Origin of the sequence: Achromobacter xylosoxidans A8 (assembly GCF_000165835.1) — a bacterium.
Taxonomy (GTDB): Bacteria; Pseudomonadota; Gammaproteobacteria; order Burkholderiales; family Burkholderiaceae_B; genus Achromobacter; species Achromobacter xylosoxidans_B.
On sequence record NC_014640.1, the window covers coordinates 210246 to 231579 of the forward strand.

17 protein-coding genes are annotated in these 21334 nt (G+C 65.1%); 12 read left to right on the forward strand and 5 right to left on the reverse strand.

Features of this window, described 5'->3' with window-relative positions; translation table 11 throughout:
* Window positions 1-6: 6 nt before the first annotated feature.
* Both AXYL_RS01035 and AXYL_RS01040 read right to left on the reverse strand, forming a co-directional pair.
* Window positions 7-4746: a glutamate synthase-related protein gene (locus AXYL_RS01035; protein ID WP_013390967.1), complete on the reverse strand. Its 4740-nt coding sequence runs from the start codon at window positions 4744-4746 to the stop codon at window positions 7-9.
* Between the two features lie 368 nt (window positions 4747-5114).
* Window positions 5115-5876, reverse strand: a complete 762-nt coding sequence (locus AXYL_RS01040) for a hypothetical protein (RefSeq protein ID WP_013390968.1) — start codon at window positions 5874-5876, stop codon at window positions 5115-5117.
* A gap of 233 nt (window positions 5877-6109) precedes the next feature.
* Here AXYL_RS01040 and fghA point away from each other — a divergent pair, with 233 nt between their 5' ends.
* The 3 genes from fghA to rpoH all read left to right on the forward strand — a co-directional run bounded on the left by fghA (window position 6110) and on the right by rpoH (window position 8871).
* Window positions 6110-6976: an S-formylglutathione hydrolase gene (gene fghA / locus AXYL_RS01045; protein WP_013390969.1), complete on the forward strand. Its 867-nt coding sequence runs from the start codon at window positions 6110-6112 to the stop codon at window positions 6974-6976.
* Window positions 6977-7069: 93 nt separating this feature from the next.
* Window positions 7070-7759, forward strand: a complete 690-nt coding sequence (locus tag AXYL_RS01050) for a hypothetical protein (RefSeq protein ID WP_013390970.1) — start codon at window positions 7070-7072, stop codon at window positions 7757-7759.
* A 227-nt stretch (window positions 7760-7986) separates the two neighbouring features.
* The gene (gene rpoH, locus AXYL_RS01055; RefSeq protein WP_013390971.1) at window positions 7987-8871 is read left to right on the forward strand and encodes an RNA polymerase sigma factor RpoH; all 885 of its coding nucleotides are present in this window, start codon (window positions 7987-7989) and stop codon (window positions 8869-8871) included.
* Between the two features lie 340 nt (window positions 8872-9211).
* On the opposite strand, the gene cpdA is transcribed toward rpoH, so the two are convergent.
* Window positions 9212-10051 carry a 3',5'-cyclic-AMP phosphodiesterase gene (cpdA, locus tag AXYL_RS01060; protein ID WP_013390972.1) on the reverse strand — a complete coding sequence of 280 codons (840 nt, stop codon included), beginning with the start codon at window positions 10049-10051 and terminating at the stop codon, window positions 9212-9214.
* 186 nt (window positions 10052-10237) lie between these two features.
* Here cpdA and AXYL_RS01065 point away from each other — a divergent pair, with 186 nt between their 5' ends.
* Window positions 10238-12988: a cation:proton antiporter gene (locus tag AXYL_RS01065; protein WP_013390973.1), complete on the forward strand. Its 2751-nt coding sequence runs from the start codon at window positions 10238-10240 to the stop codon at window positions 12986-12988.
* A gap of 42 nt (window positions 12989-13030) precedes the next feature.
* On the opposite strand, the gene AXYL_RS01070 is transcribed toward AXYL_RS01065, so the two are convergent.
* Entirely contained in the window at window positions 13031-13843 is an 813-nt protein-coding gene (locus AXYL_RS01070; RefSeq protein ID WP_013390974.1) for an NUDIX hydrolase, read from the reverse strand.
* 289 nt (window positions 13844-14132) lie between these two features.
* Between AXYL_RS01070 and coxB the strand changes: the two genes are divergently transcribed.
* The 5 genes from coxB to AXYL_RS01095 all read left to right on the forward strand — a co-directional run bounded on the left by coxB (window position 14133) and on the right by AXYL_RS01095 (window position 18307).
* The gene (gene coxB, locus AXYL_RS01075) at window positions 14133-15290 is read left to right on the forward strand and encodes a cytochrome c oxidase subunit II (protein ID WP_041652075.1); all 1158 of its coding nucleotides are present in this window, start codon (window positions 14133-14135) and stop codon (window positions 15288-15290) included.
* A gap of 104 nt (window positions 15291-15394) precedes the next feature.
* The gene (gene ctaD / locus AXYL_RS01080) at window positions 15395-17002 is read left to right on the forward strand and encodes a cytochrome c oxidase subunit I (protein WP_013390976.1); all 1608 of its coding nucleotides are present in this window, start codon (window positions 15395-15397) and stop codon (window positions 17000-17002) included.
* A 31-nt stretch (window positions 17003-17033) separates the two neighbouring features.
* Window positions 17034-17159 (forward strand): cytochrome oxidase small assembly protein, encoded by a 126-nt coding sequence (locus AXYL_RS35255; RefSeq protein WP_013390977.1) that lies wholly within the window; start codon window positions 17034-17036, stop codon window positions 17157-17159.
* A gap of 9 nt (window positions 17160-17168) precedes the next feature.
* Window positions 17169-17393, forward strand: a complete 225-nt coding sequence (locus tag AXYL_RS01090) for a DUF2970 domain-containing protein (protein ID WP_013390978.1) — start codon at window positions 17169-17171, stop codon at window positions 17391-17393.
* Window positions 17394-17431: 38 nt separating this feature from the next.
* Window positions 17432-18307, forward strand: coding sequence for a cytochrome c oxidase subunit 3 (locus AXYL_RS01095; protein ID WP_013390979.1), 876 nt, complete (start codon window positions 17432-17434; stop codon window positions 18305-18307).
* A 104-nt stretch (window positions 18308-18411) separates the two neighbouring features.
* Here the strand turns inward: AXYL_RS01095 and AXYL_RS01100 are convergent, their stop codons facing one another.
* Window positions 18412-18612 (reverse strand): twin transmembrane helix small protein, encoded by a 201-nt coding sequence (locus AXYL_RS01100; RefSeq protein ID WP_006224570.1) that lies wholly within the window; start codon window positions 18610-18612, stop codon window positions 18412-18414.
* 39 nt (window positions 18613-18651) lie between these two features.
* Between AXYL_RS01100 and AXYL_RS01105 the strand changes: the two genes are divergently transcribed.
* The 3 genes from AXYL_RS01105 (at window position 18652) to AXYL_RS01115 (ending at window position 21322) form a co-directional block, all read left to right on the forward strand.
* The gene (locus AXYL_RS01105; RefSeq protein WP_013390980.1) at window positions 18652-19458 is read left to right on the forward strand and encodes an SURF1 family protein; all 807 of its coding nucleotides are present in this window, start codon (window positions 18652-18654) and stop codon (window positions 19456-19458) included.
* Window positions 19459-19551: 93 nt separating this feature from the next.
* Window positions 19552-20133: a hypothetical protein gene (locus AXYL_RS01110; protein ID WP_049797744.1), complete on the forward strand. Its 582-nt coding sequence runs from the start codon at window positions 19552-19554 to the stop codon at window positions 20131-20133.
* A 154-nt stretch (window positions 20134-20287) separates the two neighbouring features.
* Entirely contained in the window at window positions 20288-21322 is a 1035-nt protein-coding gene (locus AXYL_RS01115; RefSeq protein ID WP_041654688.1) for a COX15/CtaA family protein, read from the forward strand.
* Window positions 21323-21334 lie beyond the last annotated feature (12 nt).

Here is a 21334-nt window from a genome sequence, read left to right on the forward strand (position 1 = left end):
TATCCCTCACGCAGCCAGTTGTTGCGGGTTGGCTGCACGCCACATTTCACCCAATGCGCGGCGGTAGTCCGTCGGCATGATTTTCACGAATTTGCCGCGCGAGGCTTCCCAGTCGCCCAGGATTTCGCGGGCGCGGAAGCTGCCGGTGTAGCGGAAGTGGTCTTCCACCAGGCGGCGCAGGATGGTTTCGTCCGTTTCGCGTTCGCCGCCGCGCTGCGCGCTGTGCCAGACGTCGATGTTGTTCTGGGCAAGCTGTTCCGCGTGCGGCACGATGCTCTCCAGTTCGACCATGGACAGGTTGGCGCGCTGCTTGAGCGTGCGTTCCGGATCCCACACATAGGCCACGCCGCCCGACATGCCGGCCGCGAAGTTGCGGCCGGTGGCGCCCAGCACCACGACGGTGCCGCCGGTCATGTATTCGCAGCCGTGGTCGCCGGTGCCTTCGACGACGGTGGCCGCGCCCGAGTTGCGCACCGCGAAGCGTTCGCCGGCCACGCCGTTGAAGAACGCCTCGCCCGCCAGCGCGCCGTACAGCACGGTGTTGCCGGCGATGATGTGGTCGGGACCGAAGCCGCGGAAGTCGTTGGGCGAGCGCACGATGATGCGTCCGCCGGACAGGCCCTTGCCGACGTAGTCGTTGCCTTCGCCCACCAGGTCCATCGTGATGCCGTGGGCCAGGAACGCGCCGAAGCTCTGGCCCGCGGTGCCGTTGCACTGGATGTGGATGGTGTCGTCCGGCAGGCCCTCATGGCCGTAGCGCGAAGCCACCGCGCCCGACAGCATGGCGCCGATGGTGCGATTGCGGTTGCGTACGGGGACGATGAACGAAACCTTCTCGCCGCGTTCCAGTGCGGGCTTGCTGCGCTCGATCAGCTGGTGGTCCAGCGCGCCGGCCAGGCCATGGTCCTGCTCTTCGGTCTGGCGCACGTCGGCGTCGGACTGGGTTTGATGGAATACGCGGGCAAAGTCCAGGCCCTGGGCCTTCCAGTGTTCCACGCCCGAGCGCATGTCCAGCAGGTCGGCGCGGCCGATCAGGTCGTCGAACTTGCGGATGCCCAATTGGGCCATGATTTCGCGCACTTCCTCGGCGATGAAGAAGAAGAAGTTCACGACGTGCTCGGGCTTGCCCTGGAATTTTTTGCGCAGGACCGGGTCCTGCGTGGCCACGCCCACCGGGCAGGTGTTCAGGTGGCACTTGCGCATCATGATGCACCCTTCCACGACCAGCGGCGCGGTCGCGAAGCCGAATTCGTCGGCGCCCAGGAGCGCGCCGATGACGACGTCGCGGCCGGTCTTCATCTGGCCGTCGGCCTGCACGCGGATGCGGCTGCGCAGGCGGTTGAGCACCAGCGTCTGCTGCGTCTCGGCCAAGCCCAGTTCCCAGGGCGTGCCCACGTGCTTGATGGACGACACCGGGGACGCGCCCGTGCCGCCGTCATGACCAGCGATCACGACGTGGTCGGCCTTGGCCTTGGCCACGCCCGCAGCCACCGTGCCCACGCCCACTTCTGACACCAGCTTGACCGACACTGAGGCCTTGGAATTGACGTTCTTCAGGTCGTGGATCAGTTGGGCCAGGTCTTCGATCGAGTAGATGTCGTGGTGCGGCGGGGGCGAGATCAGGCCCACGCCCGGCACCGAGTAGCGCAGCTTGGCGATGTATTCGGACACCTTGTGGCCGGGCAGCTGGCCGCCTTCGCCGGGCTTGGCGCCTTGCGCCATCTTGATCTGGATCTGGTCGGCCGACGACAGGTACTCGGCGGTCACGCCGAAACGGCCCGAGGCCACCTGCTTGATCTTCGAGCGCAGCGAGTCGCCCTTCTTCAGTTCGACGTCGGCTTCGATGCGGTCCGTGCCCAGCACCGAGGCCAGCGTGTCGCCGTCCTTGATGGTGCTCTTGCCTTCGCGTATTTCGGCGCGGTAGCGCAGTTCGTCCTCGCCGCCTTCGCCGGTGTTGGACTTGCCGCCGATGCGGTTCATGGCCACGGCCAGCACCGAGTGCGCCTCGGTGGAGATCGAGCCCAGCGACATGGCGCCGGTGGCGAAACGCTTGACGATGTCCTTGGCGGATTCGACGTCGTCCAGCGGAATGGCGCGCGACGGGTCGAAGCGGAATTCGAACAGGCCGCGCAGGGTCATGTGGCGACGGCTCTGGTCGTTGATGATCTGCGCGTATTCCTTGTACGTGCGGTAATTGTTGGCGCGCGAAGCGTGCTGCAGCTTGGCGATGGAGTCCGGCGTCCACATGTGCTCTTCGCCGCGCACGCGGTAGGCGTATTCGCCGCCCGCGTCCAGGTCGTTGGCCAGGACCGGATCGGTGCTGAAGGCGGCGCGGTGCTGGCGCAGCGCTTCCTCGGCCACCTGGAAGATGCCGATGCCTTCGATGTTGGAGGCGGTGCCGGTGAAGTACTTGTTCACCAGGGCGGTCTGCAGGCCCACGGCTTCGAAGATCTGCGCGCCGGTGTAGGACATGTAGGTGGAAATGCCCATCTTGGACATGACCTTGTTCAGGCCCTTGCCGATGGCCTTGATGAAGTTCTTGACCGCCTTTTCGGGGTCGTTCATCTTGCCCAGCGATTCCAGAGCCAGGTAGGGGTGGATGGCTTCCGCGCCGTAGCCGCCCAAGAGCGCGAAGTGGTGCACTTCGCGCGCCGAGCCGGTTTCCACGACCAGGCCGGTATTGGTGCGCAGGCCGGCGCGGATCAGGTGCTGGTGGACCGCGGACGTCGCCAGCAGCGCGGGGATGGCCACGCGCTCGCTGTCGACCAGGCGGTCGGACACGATCAGGATGTTGTAGCCGCTGCGCACCGCGTCGACGGCGCGCGCGCACAGCGCAGCCACGCGGGCTTCGATGCCCTCGGGGCCCCAGGCGGCGGGATAGGTGATGTCCAGCTCAAAGCTGCGGAACTTCTTGCCCGTGACCTGCTCGATGTCGCGGATCTGCGCCATGGCGGCGAAGTCCAGCACCGGCTGGGACACTTCCAGGCGCAGCGGCGGATTGACGTTGTTGATGTCCAGCAGGTTCGGCTTGGGGCCGATGAAGGACACCAGCGACATCACCAGCTGTTCGCGGATGGGGTCGATCGGCGGGTTGGTGACCTGCGCGAACAGTTGGCGGAAGTAGTTGTAGAACGGCTTGGCGCGGTCGGACAGCACGGCCAGCGGGGCGTCGTTGCCCATCGAGCCGATGACTTCCTCGCCCGTCGAAGCCATGGGTTCCAGGATGAACTTGTAGTCTTCCTGGGTCCAGCCGAAAGCCTGCTGGCGGTCCAGCAGCGACACCGGCGATTGCGTGGCAACGGCGGCCTGGCGCGGCGCCGGCAGCGATTCCAGCTTGATCTGCAGGCGTTCGATCCACTGGCGGTAAGGCCGGTTGTTGGCCAGTTGCAGCTTGATCTCGGCGTCGTCGATGATGCGGCCCTGTTCCAGGTCGATCAGGAACATCTTGCCCGGCTGCAGGCGCCACTTCTTGACGATGCGATTTTCGGGGATGGACAGCGTGCCGGCTTCGGACGCCAGGATGACCATGTCGTCATCGGTGACCAGGTAGCGCGCCGGACGCAGGCCGTTGCGGTCCAGCGTGGCGCCGATCTGGCGGCCGTCGGTGAACGCGACCGCGGCGGGACCGTCCCACGGCTCCATCATGGCGGCGTGGTACTCGTAGAAAGCGCGGCGGCTTTCGTCCATCTGCGTGTGCTGTTCCCAGGCTTCCGGGATCATCATCATCATGGCGTGGGCCAGCGAGTAGCCCGAATTCACCAGCAGTTCCAGGCAGTTGTCGAACGTGGCGGTGTCCGACTGGCCTTCGTAGACGATGGGGTACAGCTTCTTCAGGTCGTCGCCCAGCACGGCCGACTGCATCATGCCTTCGCGCGCGCGCAGCCAGTTGAAGTTGCCCTTGACCGTGTTGATTTCGCCGTTGTGGGCAATCATGCGGTACGGGTGGGCCAGCGGCCAGGCCGGGAAGGTGTTGGTCGAGAAGCGCTGGTGCACCAGCGCCAGGGCGGACACCGTGCGGGTATCGGCCAGGTCGCGGTAGTAGCGGCCGACCTGGTCGGCCAGCAGCAGGCCCTTGTAGACCACGGTGCGCACCGAGGCCGAAGGCACGAAGTATTCCTTGCCGTGCGCCAGATGCATGTTCTGGATGGCGTGGCTGGCGGTCTTGCGGATCACGTACAGCTTGCGCTCCAGCGCGTCCGGCACCATCACATCGGCGCCGCGGCCGATGAACAGCTGGCGGATCACGGGTTCGCAGGCGCGCACGGTGGGCGACATGGGCATGTCCACGTCCACCGGCACGTCGCGCCAGCCCAGGACGACCTGGCCCTCGGCGCGCACGGAGCGTTCCAGCTCCTGTTCGCAGGCCAGGCGCGAAGCCGTTTCCTTGGGCAGGAACACCATGGCCACGCCGTACTCGCCGGGAGGCGGCAGCGTGATGCCTTGATGGCCGAGTTCGTCGCGGTAGAGCGTGTCGGGGATCTGGATCAGGATGCCGGCGCCGTCGCCCATCAGCTTGTCCGCGCCGACCGCGCCGCGGTGGTCCAGGTTTTCCAGGATCTTCAGGCCCTGCTGGATGATGGCGTGGCTTTTCTTGCCCTTGATGTGGGCCACGAAACCGACGCCGCAGGCGTCATGTTCGTTCTTGGGGTTGTACAGACCCTGGGCGGAAGGCAGCCCGATGCGGCTGGCATCGATGGGGGTCGCCTTGGGCGGGGGACAGGAGTCGATCGGGGTAATTTGGGGCATGGCGCGCTCCGCAGTGGGCCTGCGTCGTAATGTTGCAGTGCAGGAGACGGACAATACCCCCGGTGGGAGTAGGGTGCAATAGGAATAAATAGGGTGTGTCCCTATTTATATATAAGATGTGTCATCCTGAGTTAATTCGGTGACGCATCAAAAGCCGCGCCACACGGGGCTTGCCGCAGGGGTATGCACCAGGAGGGTGCCTCCACGCCTGGGAAATGGCCATTTTTCCAATTATACGTCCCCAATTTAATGGGGAATTTTGCAGGTATGAAGCGATGCTTGGCGTTGCGGAAATGCAAATGCATCCGCCGGCCTGCGCTGCCGCGGCCGGCAAAAAAGAAGAACCCGCCATTCAGGCGGGTCCGCAATCAGGAAGAGGTCGACGTAGGCGTCGTGGTGGGAGGCGCGGAACTCGACTCAGCGTCGGACGATGCGGCGGCAGGTTTCTTGCGCGGACGTCCGCGCTGCCCCGGGGCGACCCGGCGGCTGGCCGTATGAGCCAGGCTGGCGATAAAAGCGGGACCGCCCAGCGCCCATTGTCCGGAGACCGCCTGGTCGATGCGCTGCGTTTCCTCGCGCGACAGGCCGTCCTGCAAGCGCTTGCGGTAATTGGCCTGGCGGTCGAACGGGGTATTGCCACAGGCCCAATAGTCCGCGTGATCCGACTGCCACTGCGCTGGAGCCGCGGTGGTATTGCCGGTATGGCTGGCGGCGGAGGACCAGGGCCAGGAATCCGGATCCTGCGATGCGCCGCTGCGCACCGGATAGGTTTCCAGCCAGACCAGGGATGGCAGCACCCAGGCGCCCGGCTCCAGCAAGGCCGAGCGGTAGCGGCCCGCGAAGACCCGGCCGCCGCGCAGACGCGCCGCCAGGTTGCGGCCCAGCGTTTGCATGAGGCGGGGCAGGCCTTCCTCGTCCGCGGGCGTGGCCAGCAGCAGGATGCGGTCGTTGGCCAGCAGCCAGCCGTGAACCGAGACGCGGTGGCGTTGGGCGGATTCGCCCAGCCACGTAGCCAGTTGGTTCAGGATGTCGGCCGGCGCGGGTTGCGACGGCGCCGCCAGCGGCTGGATGAAGTTGGCCTGCACCAGTTGGGGCAGCCCAGGGGCGTACAGACGGGGCAGACGGGCCATAGTGTCAGGACTTGCGTATCTGGAAGAACGGGTTGTCTTCGCTCACGGTATATAAATAGTGCCACGGTGGGCGCTGGTCAAGTCCCGTGATCATGTCGGGGCAGGAAATCGCTTTTTTTTCTGTCGTTCGTACCCCATAAAGCCCAGGTTAACATTCGGCGACGGAACGTCGCACCGTGGGTATCCCCTAATCCGCGGGCGTTTTTTCCGACCCCTACGACCGGAGGAAAGCAATGGCAGTCGCCCTGGAACTCATTTCGCAGCATCGCTGCTTCGGCGGCTGGCAGCGCTATTACCGCCACGAGTCCGCGGAGATCGGCCTGCCCATGCGCTTCTCCGTCTACGTGCCGCCGCAGGCAGAACAAGGTCCAGTGCCGGTGCTGTTCTACCTGGCCGGCCTGACCTGCACGGAAGAAACCTTCATGATCAAGGCGGGCGCGCAGCGCTTGGCCGCGGAGCTGGGCGTCATGCTGGTCGCTCCGGACACCAGCCCGCGCGGCGCCAACGTGCCTGGCGAGGAAGAAAGCTGGGACCTGGGTTCCGGCGCGGGCTTCTATGTGGACGCCACCACGCCCGCCTGGCGCGGCCACTACCGCATGTACAGCTACGTGACGCAGGAACTGCACGGCATCGTCACGGGTGAGGCGCTGCCTGGCGACGCGTCGCGCACCGGCATCTTCGGCCATTCCATGGGCGGCCATGGCGCGCTGGTGCTGGCGTTGCGCAATCCCGGCAAGTTCCGTTCGGTGTCGGCGTTCGCGCCTATCGCCGCGCCCAGCCAGTGCCCCTGGGGCAAGAAGGCGTTCGGCGCCTACCTGGGCAACAAGGTCGAGGACTGGGCCGCCTACGACGCGTCCGCGTTGATGCGCGGCGCCGCCAACCCATTCCCCGCCGGCATCCTGATCGATCAGGGCGAGTCGGATCAGTTCCTGGCCGAACAGTTGTATCCCGAGGTATTCGAGGCCGCCTGCGCCGTTGCCGGACAGCCGCTGGACCTGCAGCGCCACCCGGGCTACGACCACGGCTACTACTTCATCTCGACCTTCATCGAGGATCACATCCGGTTTCACGTCGAGCGGCTTGGAAAACCGGCGCCCTGAGGGGGCGCTTCTATACTGGCGAGCCTGCCGCGGCAGGCCTATATCGCGCCCCGGGGCGCCGCCTGCGGTCTGTGCTCAATAGGAACGCCTGATTTGGTCAACGGAATCGCTCCCTTCGTCTGGATACTGCTGGGCGCCGTCGTCGTCCTGCTGCCTGGCATTGCTATGCTGCTGGGCCGCGGCGGCCCGCGCGACGAGCGGGGCCGCAGGATCTTCCAGTTCCGGCCGGTGCGGCGTCTGTTCGGCCTGATGCTGGTGCTGCTGGGCTGCGTGTCCGGCCTGCTGGCGCTGTCGTTGGTGCAGTTCTTCCGCCTGACGGCCGACGAGCCGGTGGCGCACATTGAAGTCCGCCAGGTGGCCGACGGTCAGTTTCAGGTCAGCGCCAGCGCGCCCGGCACCGGGACCAAGCAGTACGTCCTCTATGGAGACCAGTGGCAAATCGACGCGCGGGTGGTGCGCTGGCGCCTGCCGGCGCTGATGGCCGGCGTGCCGCCGCTGTACCGGCTGGAGCGTCTGTCCGGCCGCTATAGCGACGCGGCGCGAGAGGCCTCGGCCACGCGTTCGGTCCATGCGCTGGACGACTGGCCGGCGCCCGACCTGGCATCGCTGAAGAAGAATTTCCCGAACTGGTTCCCGTTTGTCGATGTCCAATTCGGCAGCGGCGCGTATATGCCGATGTTCGACGGTGCGCGTTACCAGGTGCTGATGGATCCGCGCGGGGCGCTGTTCGTGCGGCCCGACGGCGAGGCCACAGCCGAGGGGCTCAAGCGCCTCGGATGGTAGTGGTGCCCCGACGCTGCCCTTGCCGCGCGGGCTAGCTGTCCCAGACGCGCTTGCCCTTGGGCAGCCCGGCGGAGAGATGGCCTTCCCATTCTGCTAAAAAATAAACGGGGACGCATATCGTCGAAGGAAACTTTGACGCGCCGCAATAGTCGAATTAGCACTCCCAATACTAGAGTGCTAACATCGAATCCATGTCGTTATCCCTTCGCCATCCGGAGACCCTCGCTATGAAGCAACCCAGTACCTCGTTGGCCGCTTCCGGCAACGCCCTGGCGTTGGCCATCGCCAATCCGGGCGCACTTGGCACGATCGACGCTTATATCTCCTCGGTCAACCGCTTGCCGGTCCTGTCCGCGGAACGTGAAACCGAGCTTGGCCGCCGCCTGCGCGACCAGGAAGACCTGGGCGCCGCGCGCGAACTGATTCTGTCGCACCTGCGCCTGGTGGTGTCGGTGGCTCGCCAGTATCTGGGCTACGGCCTGCCGCATGCCGATCTCATCCAAGAAGGCAACGTCGGCCTGATGAAGGCCGTCAAGCGCTTCGACCCCGAGCGCGGCGTGCGCCTGGTGTCGTTCGCCGTGCACTGGATCAAGGCTGAAATCCACGAATACATCATCCGCAACTGGCGCCTGGTGAAGGTCGCGACCACCAAGGCCCAGCGCAAGCTGTTCTTCAATCTGCGCAGCATGCGTCCCGACGGCCAGACGCTGGATCCGGACCAGGTCGACCATATCGCGCGCGAACTGAACGTGCGCCGCGAAGACGTCAGCGAAATGGAAGTGCGCCTGTCCGGCCGCGACATGTCGCTAGAAAACCAGGACGACGACGATGACAGCTACGCGCCCATCGCCTACCTGTCCGACGAAGGCCGCCAGGAACCCACCCGGGTGTTGGAACGCGCCGCCCGCGACCAACTGCAAAGCGCCGGCCTGACCGACGCGCTGCAAGCGCTGGACCCGCGTTCGCGCCGCATCGTCGAGGCCCGCTGGCTGCAGGATGACGGCGGCGCCACGCTGCACGAACTGGCGCAGGAGTTCGGCGTGTCGGCCGAGCGCATCCGCCAGATCGAAGCGGCTGCCCTGAAGAAGATGCGCGGCAATCTCGCTGCTTGAGCCTGCTTGACCACGCAAAGGGCCGCTGATCGCGGCCCTTTTGCTTTTCCGGCGCAGCGCGGCTGTGCGTGAATAAATTGATACAAATTCGGACGGAAATTTTGCGCGGCGCAAGAAACTTAATGCGGATCGCCCCGCCTAACTTCATGTAGACCGCGAACTTCGGTTAGCAGTCTTGTCATCCGTCTCGGCTTCTCCTCTTTCCCCTCCCCTATGAGACGGATGCTTGCGGGGCACCATGCATATCTGGTGCCCCGTTTTTTATGCGCGTCCGATTTGGGATGGCGGATGGCGGGCTCGGCGTACGCCATGCGCCGCCGGCGCCACAAGTGCGGCCTGCCTAGGCCGCCTGAGCGTTGTCCGCAGCCGCCTTGGCGCCATGCCACAGCGCGTCCTGCACGCGCCGCACGCCGGTGGCCATTGAACCGTCCTGGTACAGCTTGATCCAGCGATAGCCGGGCGCCATGTTGTCCACGACATGCTTGCCGTCGCGGATGCTGAACTGAAAGCAGGTCGACGGCGTGGCCAGCATGCGCAGGTTGTGGCGGCGGCGGTCGAACTCGTGGTGCACGTGGCCCCACAGCAGCACGCGGACCTGCGGCCAGCGCGTCAGCAGCTTGAAGAGCGCTTGCGGGTTGTCGATCATCATCGAATCGTGCCAGTGGCTGTCGATCTGCATGGGGTTGTGATGCATGGCGAGCAGCGTGTGCCGGCCCGGCGTCTCGGCCAGCGCGGCTTCCAGCAGGTCGAGCTGGCTCGCGGGCAGATGGCCGGCGTTGGAGCCGGGCACGGTGGTGTCCAGCGCCACCACGCGCCAGGCGCCCACGTCGGTCACCGGAGCCGACCATTGCGGCAGTTCCTGGCGCATCACGGCCGGCAGGTCATGGTTGCCCGGCAGGCAGCGGATGCTGGCCTGCGCCAGGGCGGGCGCCTCGGACAGGACGCGCGCCAGCCGGCGATAGGCCGCGGCCTCGCCGTCCTGGGACATGTCGCCGGTGGCCAGCAGCAGATCGGGGTGCTTGCCGTCCGCCTCGATCTGGCGCAGCACCGCGCGCAGGCTGGCGTCCGTGTTGACGCCCAGCATCGAGGTTTCGGGCTCGCCGAACAGATGGCTGTCGGTCAGCTGGACCAGCATGGCGGGCGCGTCGTCGCGCCGGGTCAGGGAATGGATCCGGGCCAAGTGCCGCTCCTGCAAAGTTTTTGTGCGATTCCACATTACCCAAAAAACACGGCGCGACGCGTATCGCTTGTCCGCATTGGGGTAACGAAACGTGCATTCTCCACGATTCCTGACGATCTCCGGCCCGGTCGCGGGGGAAAAAGCCGCTATTCTTGTGGAACTTCACACAAGCTCCGCTAACAGAACATGGATGTAGGTTTTCTCGTATTCGGCCTGGCAGGTTTGCTGACGCTGGTCTGTTTCATGCCGCCTCTGGCGGGCCGTCTCAAGCTGCCCTACTCGGTGCTGCTGGCCATTGTCGGCTGTCTGCTAGGCATCATCGTGCACGTGCACGGCTGGGCGCCCAGCTGGATCGGTGACTTCCTGGACTCGCTGGAACGCTTCGAGATTTCATCCGAAACCTTTCTGATGGTGTTCCTGCCGGTGCTCCTGTTCGAGACCGCGCTGTCCATGAACGTGCGGCGCTTGATGGACGACATCGGCCCCATCCTCATGATGGCCATCGTGGCCGTGGTGGTCTGCACCGTAGTGGTCGGAGTGACGCTGGACGCCATTTCGCCTTACGGTCTGGTGGTCTGCCTGCTACTGGGCGCCATCGTCGCCACCACCGACCCCGTGGCCGTGGTGGGCATCTTCCGCGAAGTGGGCGCGCCCAAGCGCCTGACTACTCTGGTCGAAGGCGAAAGCCTGTTCAACGACGCGGCCTCCATCGCCCTGTACTCGGTGCTGCTGGCCGTCCTGGGCGGCCATGGCGAACTCACCGCCAGCGGTATCTTCAACGACTTCATCGTGCACTTCATCGGTGGCGGCCTGGCCGGCTTCGCCATGGGCCGGCTGGCCTGTTTCCTGTTCGCCTGGCTGCGCGGCTTTCCCACCGCCGAAATCACGCTGACGCTGACGCTCGCCTACCTGTCCTTCTTCATTTCCGAGCACTACCTGAACGTGTCGGGCGTGGTCGCCACGGTGATCGCCGGCCTGGTGGTCGGGTCCACCGGCCGCACGCGCATGTCGCCCACCACCTTCGAGTACCTGTCCAGCGCCTGGGAGCAGTTTGGGTTCTGGGCCAACTCGCTGATCTTCCTGTTCGCGGCCATGCTGATTCCCAAGCTGATGGCAGCGGCCGATTGGCAGGAACTGGCGCTGGTGGCGGTGGTGTTCGTGGCGACGCTGGTGGCGCGCGCCATCGTCGTCTTCGGCCTGCTGCCGCTGCTTGGGCTGACCCGGCTGGGGACCAAGGTCAGCAACCCCTACAAGGTAGTCATGCTGTGGGGCGGCCTGCGCGGCGCCGTGTCGCTGGCGCTGGCGCTCGCCGTGACTGAGCAGACCGGCGTGGCCGAAGAGGCGCGGCAATTCATCGCGGTCGCGACCACCAGCTATGTGCTGCTGACTTTGTTCATCAACGGCATCAGCCTGCGGCCGCTGATCCGCATGCTGGGCCTGAACCAGTTGTCGCCGGTGGAGCGCACCATCCGCAATCAGGCCCTGGCGGTGGCGCTGGAAGACCTGCAAGGCAAGACCGAAGAGGTCGCTAAGACCGAGCATATCGGCACCGAAGTCCGCGACCGCATCCGCGCCGTGTTCGACGCCAGCCTGACCAGCGTGCACGACGGCCAGGTCAGCCAGATGACGGACGAGCAGCGCGTGGCGGTGGGCCTGGCCATCGTGGCCCAGCGCGAAGAGGAAATGTTCTTCGACATCCTGAAGGCCCAGATCGTGGACTGGCGCATGGCCGAAACCCTGCTGGCGCGGGCGGAACGGCTGGAGGATGCGATCCGGCTGGGCGGCATACCCGGCTTCGAGCGCGCCATCGTCGCCGACGTGCGCTATTCCACCGGCTTTCGCCTGGCCCTGCGCCTGCACTATCTGTTCGGTTTCCAGGGCTGGCTGGCGCGCGAACTGGGCCAGCGCTTTGCCAACCTGATGAGCAAGCGGTCGGTGGCGCAACGCCTGATCGCGTTCGCGCGCGAACAGATCACGCCGCTGCTGGGCGAGGAAGCCACTCAGCGCATCGTGTCGCTGCATCAGCGCCGCCTGGACCTGATCGAAAACGCCATGCAGGCCCTGAACCTGCAATACCCGTCCTACGCGCAGTGGCTGCAGGAAAGCTATCTGGGCCGCGTGGCCCGCGAAATGGAGCGCATCCGCTACCGCGACATGCTGGAGCAGTTCCTGATCAGCGGCGAGGTGTACGCGGACCTGATGGCGCAGTTGAAGAGCCGCTGGGCCCATATCGACAAGCATCCGCCGCTGGACATCGAAATGAGCGCGGCCGAATTGATCAAGCGCGTGCCGCTGTTCGAGGGCCTGTCCGCGGACTCCTTGCGCGCGATCAGCAAACTGCTCAAGCCGCGCCTGGCGCTGCCGGACCAGCGCGTCCTGACCAAGGGTCGCCATGGCGAAGAGATGTGCTTCGTGGCCTCGGGCGCCGTGGCCGTGCATCTGCCCGACAACACCATGATCGAGCTGGGCAGTGGCGAATTCTTCGGCGAACTCGGCCTGTTGGGCGAACAACAGCTGATGCCGGAGGTGACCTCGCTGGGCTACAGCAAGCTGCTGATGCTGTCCTCGCGCGATTTCCATGCCCTGCTGGCGCGCGACGAGCATCTGCGCGAACGCATCCAGGTCGTGGCCAAGCAGCGCTTGCGCGCGATCGAAGTGTGGAAGCAGTTTTCGCAGGCCAATGCGGCGCCCGCTCCGGTCCCCGCGCCGGTGTCGGTGCCTACACCGGCGCAGGCCGCCGAGGCTGCGGAAGCGGCGGGCGCTGCGTCGGGCTCCGATGTGCTTGCGACTCGCGAGACCCGGGACGCGGACGCGCCGGTCGCAAGCGATTCTTTGGGTAACCCTGCGGATAGCGCCGCAGGCAATCCGGCGGACAACCCCGCGAACCATCCCGCGAACAGCCCGGCTCTGGGCGAGCCGGGAATCCTTCCGCGCTAACGCCGGACCCCGGGGATGCCCGCGCATCCGCGGGACGGGATGCTAGGCCGGGATTTCGCCTGCCGCGCGGCGCTGCATGATGTCTTCGATGATCACCAGCGCCGCTTCCAGCGTAAATTCGCCTTCCGCGATCTGACGCACGGCCGTGGCCGCGTCGATGGTGGCGATCTCCATCACCTCGCCGTCCCGGTTGGCCGGGCGCACATCCGCCGCGAGCACGCAGGTGCTGGTCAGGACATCTTCCACCTGGTAGCCCTCGGGCAGGCGGCGATGGATGCGCAGGATGGTGCGCAGGGGCGAGCGCCGCTGCAGGTCGGGCTCGTCCAGTCCCGCTTCTTCGCCGCATTCGCGCACCAGTGCCAGTTCCAGGTCTTCGCGGCTGCCGGCCAGGCCGCCGACCAGTGTGTCCCACATACCGGGATCGGTCGACTTGCTGAGTGCACGTCGCGCGACCCACAGGCGGCCATCCGGCGTCCAGGCATTCAGATGCACGGCCTTGGTAAGCAGGCCCAGCGGCCGCACCGCCGCGCGTTCGATCACGCCCAGCGCATCGTCGCCATCCAAAACATCCAGCAATTCGTCGCGCCAGCCGCGCAGGCAGTTGGCTTGGCGCAACAGTTGCGCGGCTTGTTCGAGCACGCTGTTCAGGTCTGCGCCGGGTTGCAGGTCCGCACCGATGCGCAAGGATTCACCGTCCGTCGCGATGCCGGGCGCGTCGCGCAACGCATCGCAAGCAGCATGCGTGGCCCAGCCGCAGCGGCGCCCCGCTATATATAAAGCGCGCGCGCCTTCCGGAGCGGGCTCTTGCGCGCGGGCGCGCAGGTCGGCGTACAAGTCGGACAACTGCTTGGGCATCGTGGAACCGTGGTGATGATGTTGCCGACGATTTTATGCCACCCTGTTTTACGGCGCGCGGTCAAGAGGCGCGGCCAGATGGGGGCAGGGCCGATGAATTCAAGGGCACTAACTTACATCTGTTTGCGCGTCCGCTATAATCCGGCAGTTTCTTTGTGATTTCGAGTGGGAACGACAGGGGCCGCTCTATCTCCCTGCCACGCCCTACCATCTAATAATTGCGCGTTGCCCGGTTCCGGCGACTTCCGCCACTAGCGAACGGACCTTCGCGCCGTGTTTCGAGGTAAGCATGAAGAAGTGGAGAGGGATACTGGGGGCTTGTGCGATGCTGATTGGCAGCGTGGCAGGTGCTCAGGTGCAAGACATGCCCGGCGGCCCGAAGGTCAATCAGCTCAACCTGCATGAAGGTGTCACGGCGATCTCGCGCGACATCATGTGGTTGCATTGGATGTTGCTCACGATCTGTATCGTGATCTTCATCGGCGTCTTTGGAGTGATGTTCTACTCCATCTGGGCGCACCGCAAATCCAGGGGCCACAAGGCCGCGACCTTCCACGAGCATCTGGGCGTGGAAGTGGCCTGGACCGTCATCCCGTTCATCATCGTCATCGCCATGGCGTTGCCCGCCACCAAGACGGTGGTCGCGATGAAAGACACCTCCAGCGCCGACCTCACCGTGAAGGTCACCGGCTACCAATGGAAGTGGGGCTACGAGTACCTCGACGGTTCGGCCACCGGCATCAAGTTCCTCTCCACGCTGTCCACGCCGCGCGCGCAGATCGAGAACCGCGAGCCCAAGGGCGAGTTCTACCTGATGGAAGTGGACAACCACCTGGTCGTCCCCGCGAACAAGAAAGTCCGCATCGTGCTGACCGCGGCCGACGTCATCCACTCCTGGATGATTCCGGACTTCGGCGTGAAGCAGGACGCCATCCCGGGCTTCCTGCGCGACACCTGGTTCAACGCCGACAAGCCCGGTATCTACCGCGGCCAGTGCGCCGAACTGTGCGGCAAGGATCACGCATTCATGCCCATCGTCGTGGAAGTCATGGCGCAAGCCGACTACGATAAGTGGGTTGAAGACCAAAAGAAGAAGATGGCGGCAAACGCCGACGATCCCAATAAAGAGTGGACGGAAGCCGAACTGGTTGCCCGCGGCGAAAAGGTCTTCGCGGCGAATTGCGTGGCCTGTCACCAGGCCAACGGCAAGGGCATCCCGGGCAGTTTCCCCCCGCTCGACGGAGACAAGGTTGTTCTGGGCCCGAAGGCGGAACAGATCAACACCGTGCTGAAGGGCAAGCCCGGCACCGCGATGGCGGCATTCGGCGGGCAGCTCAACGATGTCGAGATCGCAGCGGTCATCAGCTATACGCGCCATGCCTGGAGCAATGCAGGCAAGGGGCAGGACCCGACGGTTCTACCGAAGGACGTGGCGGCTGCGCGCTGATTGCGCGCGCCGGGTCACACCCTCGCAGAACCGGTTCCGTTTAGTTAGAGATACCCTGCCGGCCCCGTGAATCGGGCCCGGCACTCAGCAGGAAGGAGTCCATCATGAGCAGCGTCACTGTAGACCACGTGTCGCCGGGCCACGGCCACGGTCACGATGACCACCACCACGCCATCCCCTCCGGTTGGCGCCGCTGGCTTTTCGCCACGAACCACAAAGACATCGGGACGATGTATCTCATCTTCTCGTTCGTCATGCTGCTGGAAGGCGGCACGCTGGCACTGCTGCTGCGCACCGAGCTCTTCGAGCCGGGCCTGCAGTTCTTCCGCCCCGAACTCTTCAACCAGTTCACCACCATGCACGGCCTGGTCATGGTGTTCGGCGCGGTCATGCCGGCCTTCGTGGGCTTCGCCAACTGGATGATCCCGATGCAGATCGGCGCCTCCGACATGGCGTTCGCCCGCATGAACAACTTCAGCTTCTGGCTGCTGCCGGTGGCCGCGATCATGCTGACCGCGTCGTTCTTCGTGCCTGGCGGCGCTACCGCGGCCGGCTGGACGCTGTACGCGCCGCTGTCGCTGCAGATGGGCCCGGGCATGGATCTGGCGATCTTCGCGCTGCACATCATGGGCGCTTCGTCCATCATGGGCGCGATCAACATCATCGTCACCATCCTGAACATGCGCGCGCCCGGCCTGACGCTGATGAAGATGCCGCTGTTCTGCTGGACCTGGCTGATCACCGCCTTCCTGCTGCTGGCCGTGATGCCGGTGCTGGCCGCCGCCATCACCATGGTGCTCACCGACCGCCATTTCGGCACGGGCTTCTTCAACGCGGCCGCCGGCGGCGACCCGGTCCTATACCAGCACGTGTTCTGGTTCTTCGGGCACCCCGAGGTCTACATCATGATCTTGCCGGCGTTCGGCATCGTGTCGGCCATCGTGCCCGCGTTCGCCCGCAAGAAGCTGTTCGGCTACGCCTCGATGGTCTACGCCACCGCCTCGATCGCCGTGCTGTCCTTCATCGTCTGGGCGCACCACATGTTCACCACCGGCATGCCGGTGACGGGCCAGCTTTACTTCATGTACGCCACCATGCTCATCTCCATCCCGACCGGGGTGAAGGTGTTCAACTGGGTGGCTACGATGTGGCGCGGCTCCATGACGTTCGAGACGCCCATGCTGTTCTCGATCGGCTTCATCTTCGTGTTCACCATGGGCGGCTTTACCGGGCTGATCCTGTCGGTGGCCCCGATCGACATCCAGGTCCACGACACCTACTACGTGGTCGCGCACTTCCACTACGTGCTGGTGGCGGGCTCGCTGTTCGCCCTGTTCGCCGGCGCCTACTACTGGGTGCCCAAGTGGACGGGCCGCATGTACAGCGAAAAGCTGGGCAAGCTGCACTTCTGGTCGACGCTGATCTCGTTCAACGTCACCTTCTTCCCGATGCACTTCCTGGGCCTGGCAGGCATGCCGCGCCGCTACGCCGACTACGCCGGCCAGTTCACGACCTTCCACCAGATGGCGACCATTGGCGCGTTCTGGTTCGGCCTGTCGCAACTGATCTTCCTGTGGGCGATGCTGCGTTGCTACCGGGGCAAGGGTGACGTCGCCGCGGCCAAGCCGTGGGAAGGCGCCGAAGGCCTGGAATGGACCGTGCCCTCGCCCGCTCCTTTCCACACCTTCGAAACCCCGCCCGAAGTGAAGTGAAGCAGCCTTTCATTTTCCAGGTAGCACAGCAATGACACCCGAGCAGCGCCGCCGCAACAAGATCGCAGGTCTGGTCCTGCTGGCATTCGTCATTGCCGTGTTCGCCTGGACCGTGTTGCGCGGCTCGGCGCTGTTGTCCGGCGTCGCGGTCAGTTAGGCGCGGGCCATGAGCGACGACCTGCGCGAAACCTCCCAGCGCAAGCTGAGTTTCCTTCAGACCATGAAGGCGGTGGCGTGGGGGTTTTTCGGGGTGCGCAAGGGGGCAGGCCACCGGGAAGACGTCGCCAAGCTCAACCCGGTCCATGTGATCGTGGCGGGGCTGCTGGCAGCGGCCATCTTCGTTACTGTGCTGGTATTAATTGTGCGTTGGGCCGTTTCCAGCCTGACTTGAATCACTTAATTCTATAAATCTGTACCAGGGAGAAAGCCATGAGTGCAAGCCACTCGGTTCAAGGTAAAGAGGCACCGTACTACTTCGTGCCCGCCGATTCGGGTCATCCCGTGCGTACGGCTGTGGCGCTGTTGTTCATGGGCCTGAGCGCCGCGGCCTGGATCAACGGCGTCAGCTGGGCCAAATGGACCCTGCTGGGGGGCTTCATCGGCTTGATCGTGGTGCTGTACTACTGGTTTGGCGACGCCATCCACGAATCCGAGATCGGCCTGAACAGCAAGCGCATCGACGGTTCCTACCGTTGGGGCATGAGCTGGTTCATCTTCTCGGAAGTCATGTTCTTCGCGGCGTTCTTCGGCGCCCTCTGGTACACGCGCACCATCACCACGCCGTGGCTGGGCGACATGGATCACCGCCTGATGCTGTGGCCCGACTTCCAGGCCGTGTGGCCGAACTTCGGCCCTGCCGGCGTGGTCGAGCACTTCCAGACTGTCGGTCCCTTCTGGCTGCCCACCATCAACACCGCGCTGTTGCTGAGCTCCGGCGTCACGCTGACTATCGCCCACCACGCGCTGCGCGAGAACCATCGCGGCAAGACCATCTTCTGGCTGCTGGCCACGGTCGTGCTGGGCTTCCTGTTCGTGACCTGTCAGGCTTACGAATACCACCATGCCTATACCGAGCTGAACCTGAAGTTCAATTCGGGCGCCTACGGTTCGCTGTTCTACATGTTGACGGGCTTCCACGGCTTCCACGTGCTGCTGGGCGCCACCATGTTGACGGTCATTCTGGTCCGCCTGATCCGCGGCCATTTCACGGCCGATCATCACTTCGGTTTCGAAGGCGCCGCCTGGTACTGGCACTTCGTGGACGTGGTGTGGCTGGGCCTGTACCTGTTCGTGTACTGGTTCTGATCGGTACGCGGAACAAATGAAGCGCGCCAGTTCTTGTGTGAGAACTGGCGCGTTTTACTCATCTGCGATCGTCATGCATTTCCGGGAACCCGCGTCCCGGATGCCTATCTAAGGCCTGTGCTCTCGATCCAGCCCATGTGGTGGGCGAACAGCACGAACAGGAACAGGGCCACCGATAAGCCGATGCGTACCGTCAGCGCGTTGACCGTGCGGCTGGTGGTTCCCTTGTCCCGCATCAGGTAGACCAGGGCCGATGCCAGGCTGGCCAGAATCCCGATGAAGGCCAGGACGACGAAAACGCGCATGGTGGTCTCCGGACGAATCAGAGTAGTTAGTGTAGATATATGGCCCGACCGCATTCAACCCGATACACGGTAGCCGCCTTGCTGTTGCTGGGCGTCGCCGTGATCATCCTGGCATCGCTGGGGCAATGGCAATTGCGCCGTGGCGATGAGCGACGCGCCATTCTGGCCGCTATCGAAGCAGGCCGCAAGCAAGCGCCGCTGCCCTTGACCCCGGCTACCGACCCCGCCCAGATGACCGCCTGGCGTTCGGCCCAGGCCTCCGGGGTCTGGCTGCCGCAATTCAGTGTACTGCTGGACAACCGCAACCACGACGGCAAGCCCGGCTACTGGCTGGCCACGCCGCTGCTGCTGGACGCCGATGCGCGCCGCGCCGTGCTGGTGTTGCGCGGCTGGATTCCGCGCGTCATGGGGACCCAGGGGCAAGGCCCCGCGCAGCCGCCGCTGCCGGCCACGCCTGCGGGGCCGCAGACGGTGACGGGCGAGCTCTCGCCGCGCGTGCCGCGCCTGTTCGAGATCTGGACGCTGGGCGGGGCGGAACAGTCCGCCTTGCCGGCGTCGCTGCCGGCGGCGGATGGCGTCTTGCCCCAGGTGCAGAACCTGCCACTGGACGCATACGCCAAATCCACCGGCCTGGCCCTGCTGCCCACGGTGCTGTCGCAATCCGCCGGCAATGCGGACGATGGCCTGGTGCGGGACTGGCCGCAGCCGTCCGTGGACTTCCAGCAGAACACGTCCTATGCCGTACAGTGGTTTGCTTTTGCCTCGATTGCCGCCGTTGCATGGTTGGTGGTGCTGGGGGGCGCCGTCCGGCGTATGCGGCGCGCACAGAACGCGCCCGGGGCCTGACCGGGGCGCCAACTCTTAACCCGCAAGACGACGACAGGATACATAGTGGCTCGCGATCTTTCCTCTACCAAGCCCGCACGCAAGCGCTCCTTGATGCCGATGCTGCTGGTGTTCCTGTGCTCGCTGGCGCCTATCGTCGCGGCGATCGTGGTGTACATGAATCCGCAGTGGTGGCCCGATGAGTCCAGCAACTACGGCACGCTGCTCAGCCCGCAGCGGCCCATGCCCGTGGCCGAGGAATTGCGCCTGACGACGCTGGACGGCAAACCCTTCGATCTGCAGAGCTTGAAGGGCAAGTGGCTGCTGGTGGCCGCCGATGGCGGCGCTTGCCCGGAAAGCTGCGCCCGCAAGCTCTTCATCGCCCGCAACAGCCACGCCAGCCAGGGCAAGAACGTCGACCGGTTGGCGCGCGTCTGGTTCATCACCGACGATGCCCCGGTGCCGGATAAGGTGCTGGAGGCCTACAAAGGCACGGTCATGGTGCGCGTCAACCCCGACCAGTTGGCGCGGTTCCTGCTGGCGCGCGATACTGCCGCCGGCCAGCCTGGGTTGGAGGTGCCGATCTGGGTGATCGACCCGCTGGGCAACCTGATGATGCAGTACCCTGCCGAAGCTGATGGCGTGAAGGTGCGCAAGGACATCAGCAAGCTGGTGTACAGCTCAAGGATAGGTTGATGGGCCCACCCCCGAAGCGCCTGTGGCGCTTCCCCCCTCGGGGGGGCCGCGCATGGACCGGCAAAGCCGGCTCCATGGCGGCCCGGATCGGGGCGCATAGTTTTATCGCGTCGTGCGCATTGTGCGCGGCGCCGCAGAGTGGATGTTTATGGAAATCGAACGCATCAAAGCGCGTTATCGCAAGCTGGTCTTCTTTACCTGGTTCCTGACGCTGGACCTGATCATGTTCGGCGCCTTCGTGCGGCTGACGGATTCGGGCCTGGGTTGTCCCGACTGGCCCGGCTGCTACGGCAGCGTGACGCCGCTGGGCGCGATGGGCGATATCCACGAAGCGTCGCAGGCCATGCCGTTCGGCCCGGTCACGCTATCCAAGGCCTGGATCGAAATGATCCACCGCTATGTCGGCACCATCCTGGGCATGCTGATCATCGGCATCGTCTACATGGCGTGGCGCTACCGCAGCCAGCTGGGCCGCTCGCCCAGGTTGGCGGTCGTGACCCTGATCGCGGTTTGCGTGCAGGGCGCGTTCGGCGCCTGGACCGTGACGCACAAGCTGATGCCCGTGGTCGTGACCGCGCACCTGGTGTTCGGCCTGTCGGTGCTGGCGCTGATGACCTGGCTGTCCGCCCGCGAGCGTCCGCATCTGGCCATAGCCGCGGCGGCCGCGCGCTGGAAGCCCTGGGTGGCCGGGGGCTTTGCCCTGCTGCTGGTGCAAGTGACGCTGGGCGGCTGGGTCAGTACCAACTATGCCGCGCTGGCCTGCATGGATTTCCCCATGTGCCACGGGGCCTGGGTGCCGGAAATGGACTTCCATGGCGGCTATTCGATCATCCGCGCCCTGGGCGAGCTGCCGTCGGGTGAGATGATTTCCCAGCCGGCGCTGACCGCGATCCACTGGGTCCACCGCAACTTCGCCTTCGTGGTGTTCTTGTATCTGGGCATATTGGCCTGGCGCCTGCGCGCCGAGCCCGGCCTGCGCGGCCCGGCCACGCTGATGCTGGCACTGCTGGGCGCGCAACTGCTGACCGGCCTGACCACGATCTTTTTCCAGTGGCCGCTGTTGATCGCGGTGCTGCACAATGGAGGCGCCGCCGGCCTGACCCTGGCCGCGGTGGTTTTGATGGTGCGTTTGTCCACAGCTGGACGTGCGCCTGCCTGGGACTACGGCCCCAATTCGGTGCGCGTTTAAAATAGGGCCCAC

Bases quoted from the DNA above. Each gene is read 5' to 3' on its own strand.
- AXYL_RS01090 (WP_013390978.1), top strand. From the start codon at position 17,169: ATGAGCGACGACCTGCGCGAAACCTCCCAGCGCAAGCTGAGTTTCCTT.
- AXYL_RS01105 (WP_013390980.1), top strand. From the start codon at position 18,652: ATGGCCCGACCGCATTCAACCCGATACACGGTAGCCGCCTTGCTGTTG.
- AXYL_RS01035 (WP_013390967.1), bottom strand. From the start codon at position 4,746: ATGCCCCAAATTACCCCGATCGACTCCTGTCCCCCGCCCAAGGCGACC.
- rpoH (WP_013390971.1), top strand. From the start codon at position 7,987: ATGAAGCAACCCAGTACCTCGTTGGCCGCTTCCGGCAACGCCCTGGCG.
- AXYL_RS01100 (WP_006224570.1), bottom strand. From the start codon at position 18,612: ATGCGCGTTTTCGTCGTCCTGGCCTTCATCGGGATTCTGGCCAGCCTG.
- fghA (WP_013390969.1), top strand. From the start codon at position 6,110: ATGGCAGTCGCCCTGGAACTCATTTCGCAGCATCGCTGCTTCGGCGGC.
- AXYL_RS01040 (WP_013390968.1), bottom strand. From the start codon at position 5,876: ATGGCCCGTCTGCCCCGTCTGTACGCCCCTGGGCTGCCCCAACTGGTG.
- AXYL_RS01110 (WP_049797744.1), top strand. From the start codon at position 19,552: ATGCCGATGCTGCTGGTGTTCCTGTGCTCGCTGGCGCCTATCGTCGCG.
- AXYL_RS01065 (WP_013390973.1), top strand. From the start codon at position 10,238: ATGGATGTAGGTTTTCTCGTATTCGGCCTGGCAGGTTTGCTGACGCTG.
- ctaD (WP_013390976.1), top strand. From the start codon at position 15,395: ATGAGCAGCGTCACTGTAGACCACGTGTCGCCGGGCCACGGCCACGGT.
- AXYL_RS01070 (WP_013390974.1), bottom strand. From the start codon at position 13,843: ATGCCCAAGCAGTTGTCCGACTTGTACGCCGACCTGCGCGCCCGCGCG.
- AXYL_RS01095 (WP_013390979.1), top strand. From the start codon at position 17,432: ATGAGTGCAAGCCACTCGGTTCAAGGTAAAGAGGCACCGTACTACTTC.
- AXYL_RS35255 (WP_013390977.1), top strand. From the start codon at position 17,034: ATGACACCCGAGCAGCGCCGCCGCAACAAGATCGCAGGTCTGGTCCTG.
- coxB (WP_041652075.1), top strand. From the start codon at position 14,133: ATGAAGAAGTGGAGAGGGATACTGGGGGCTTGTGCGATGCTGATTGGC.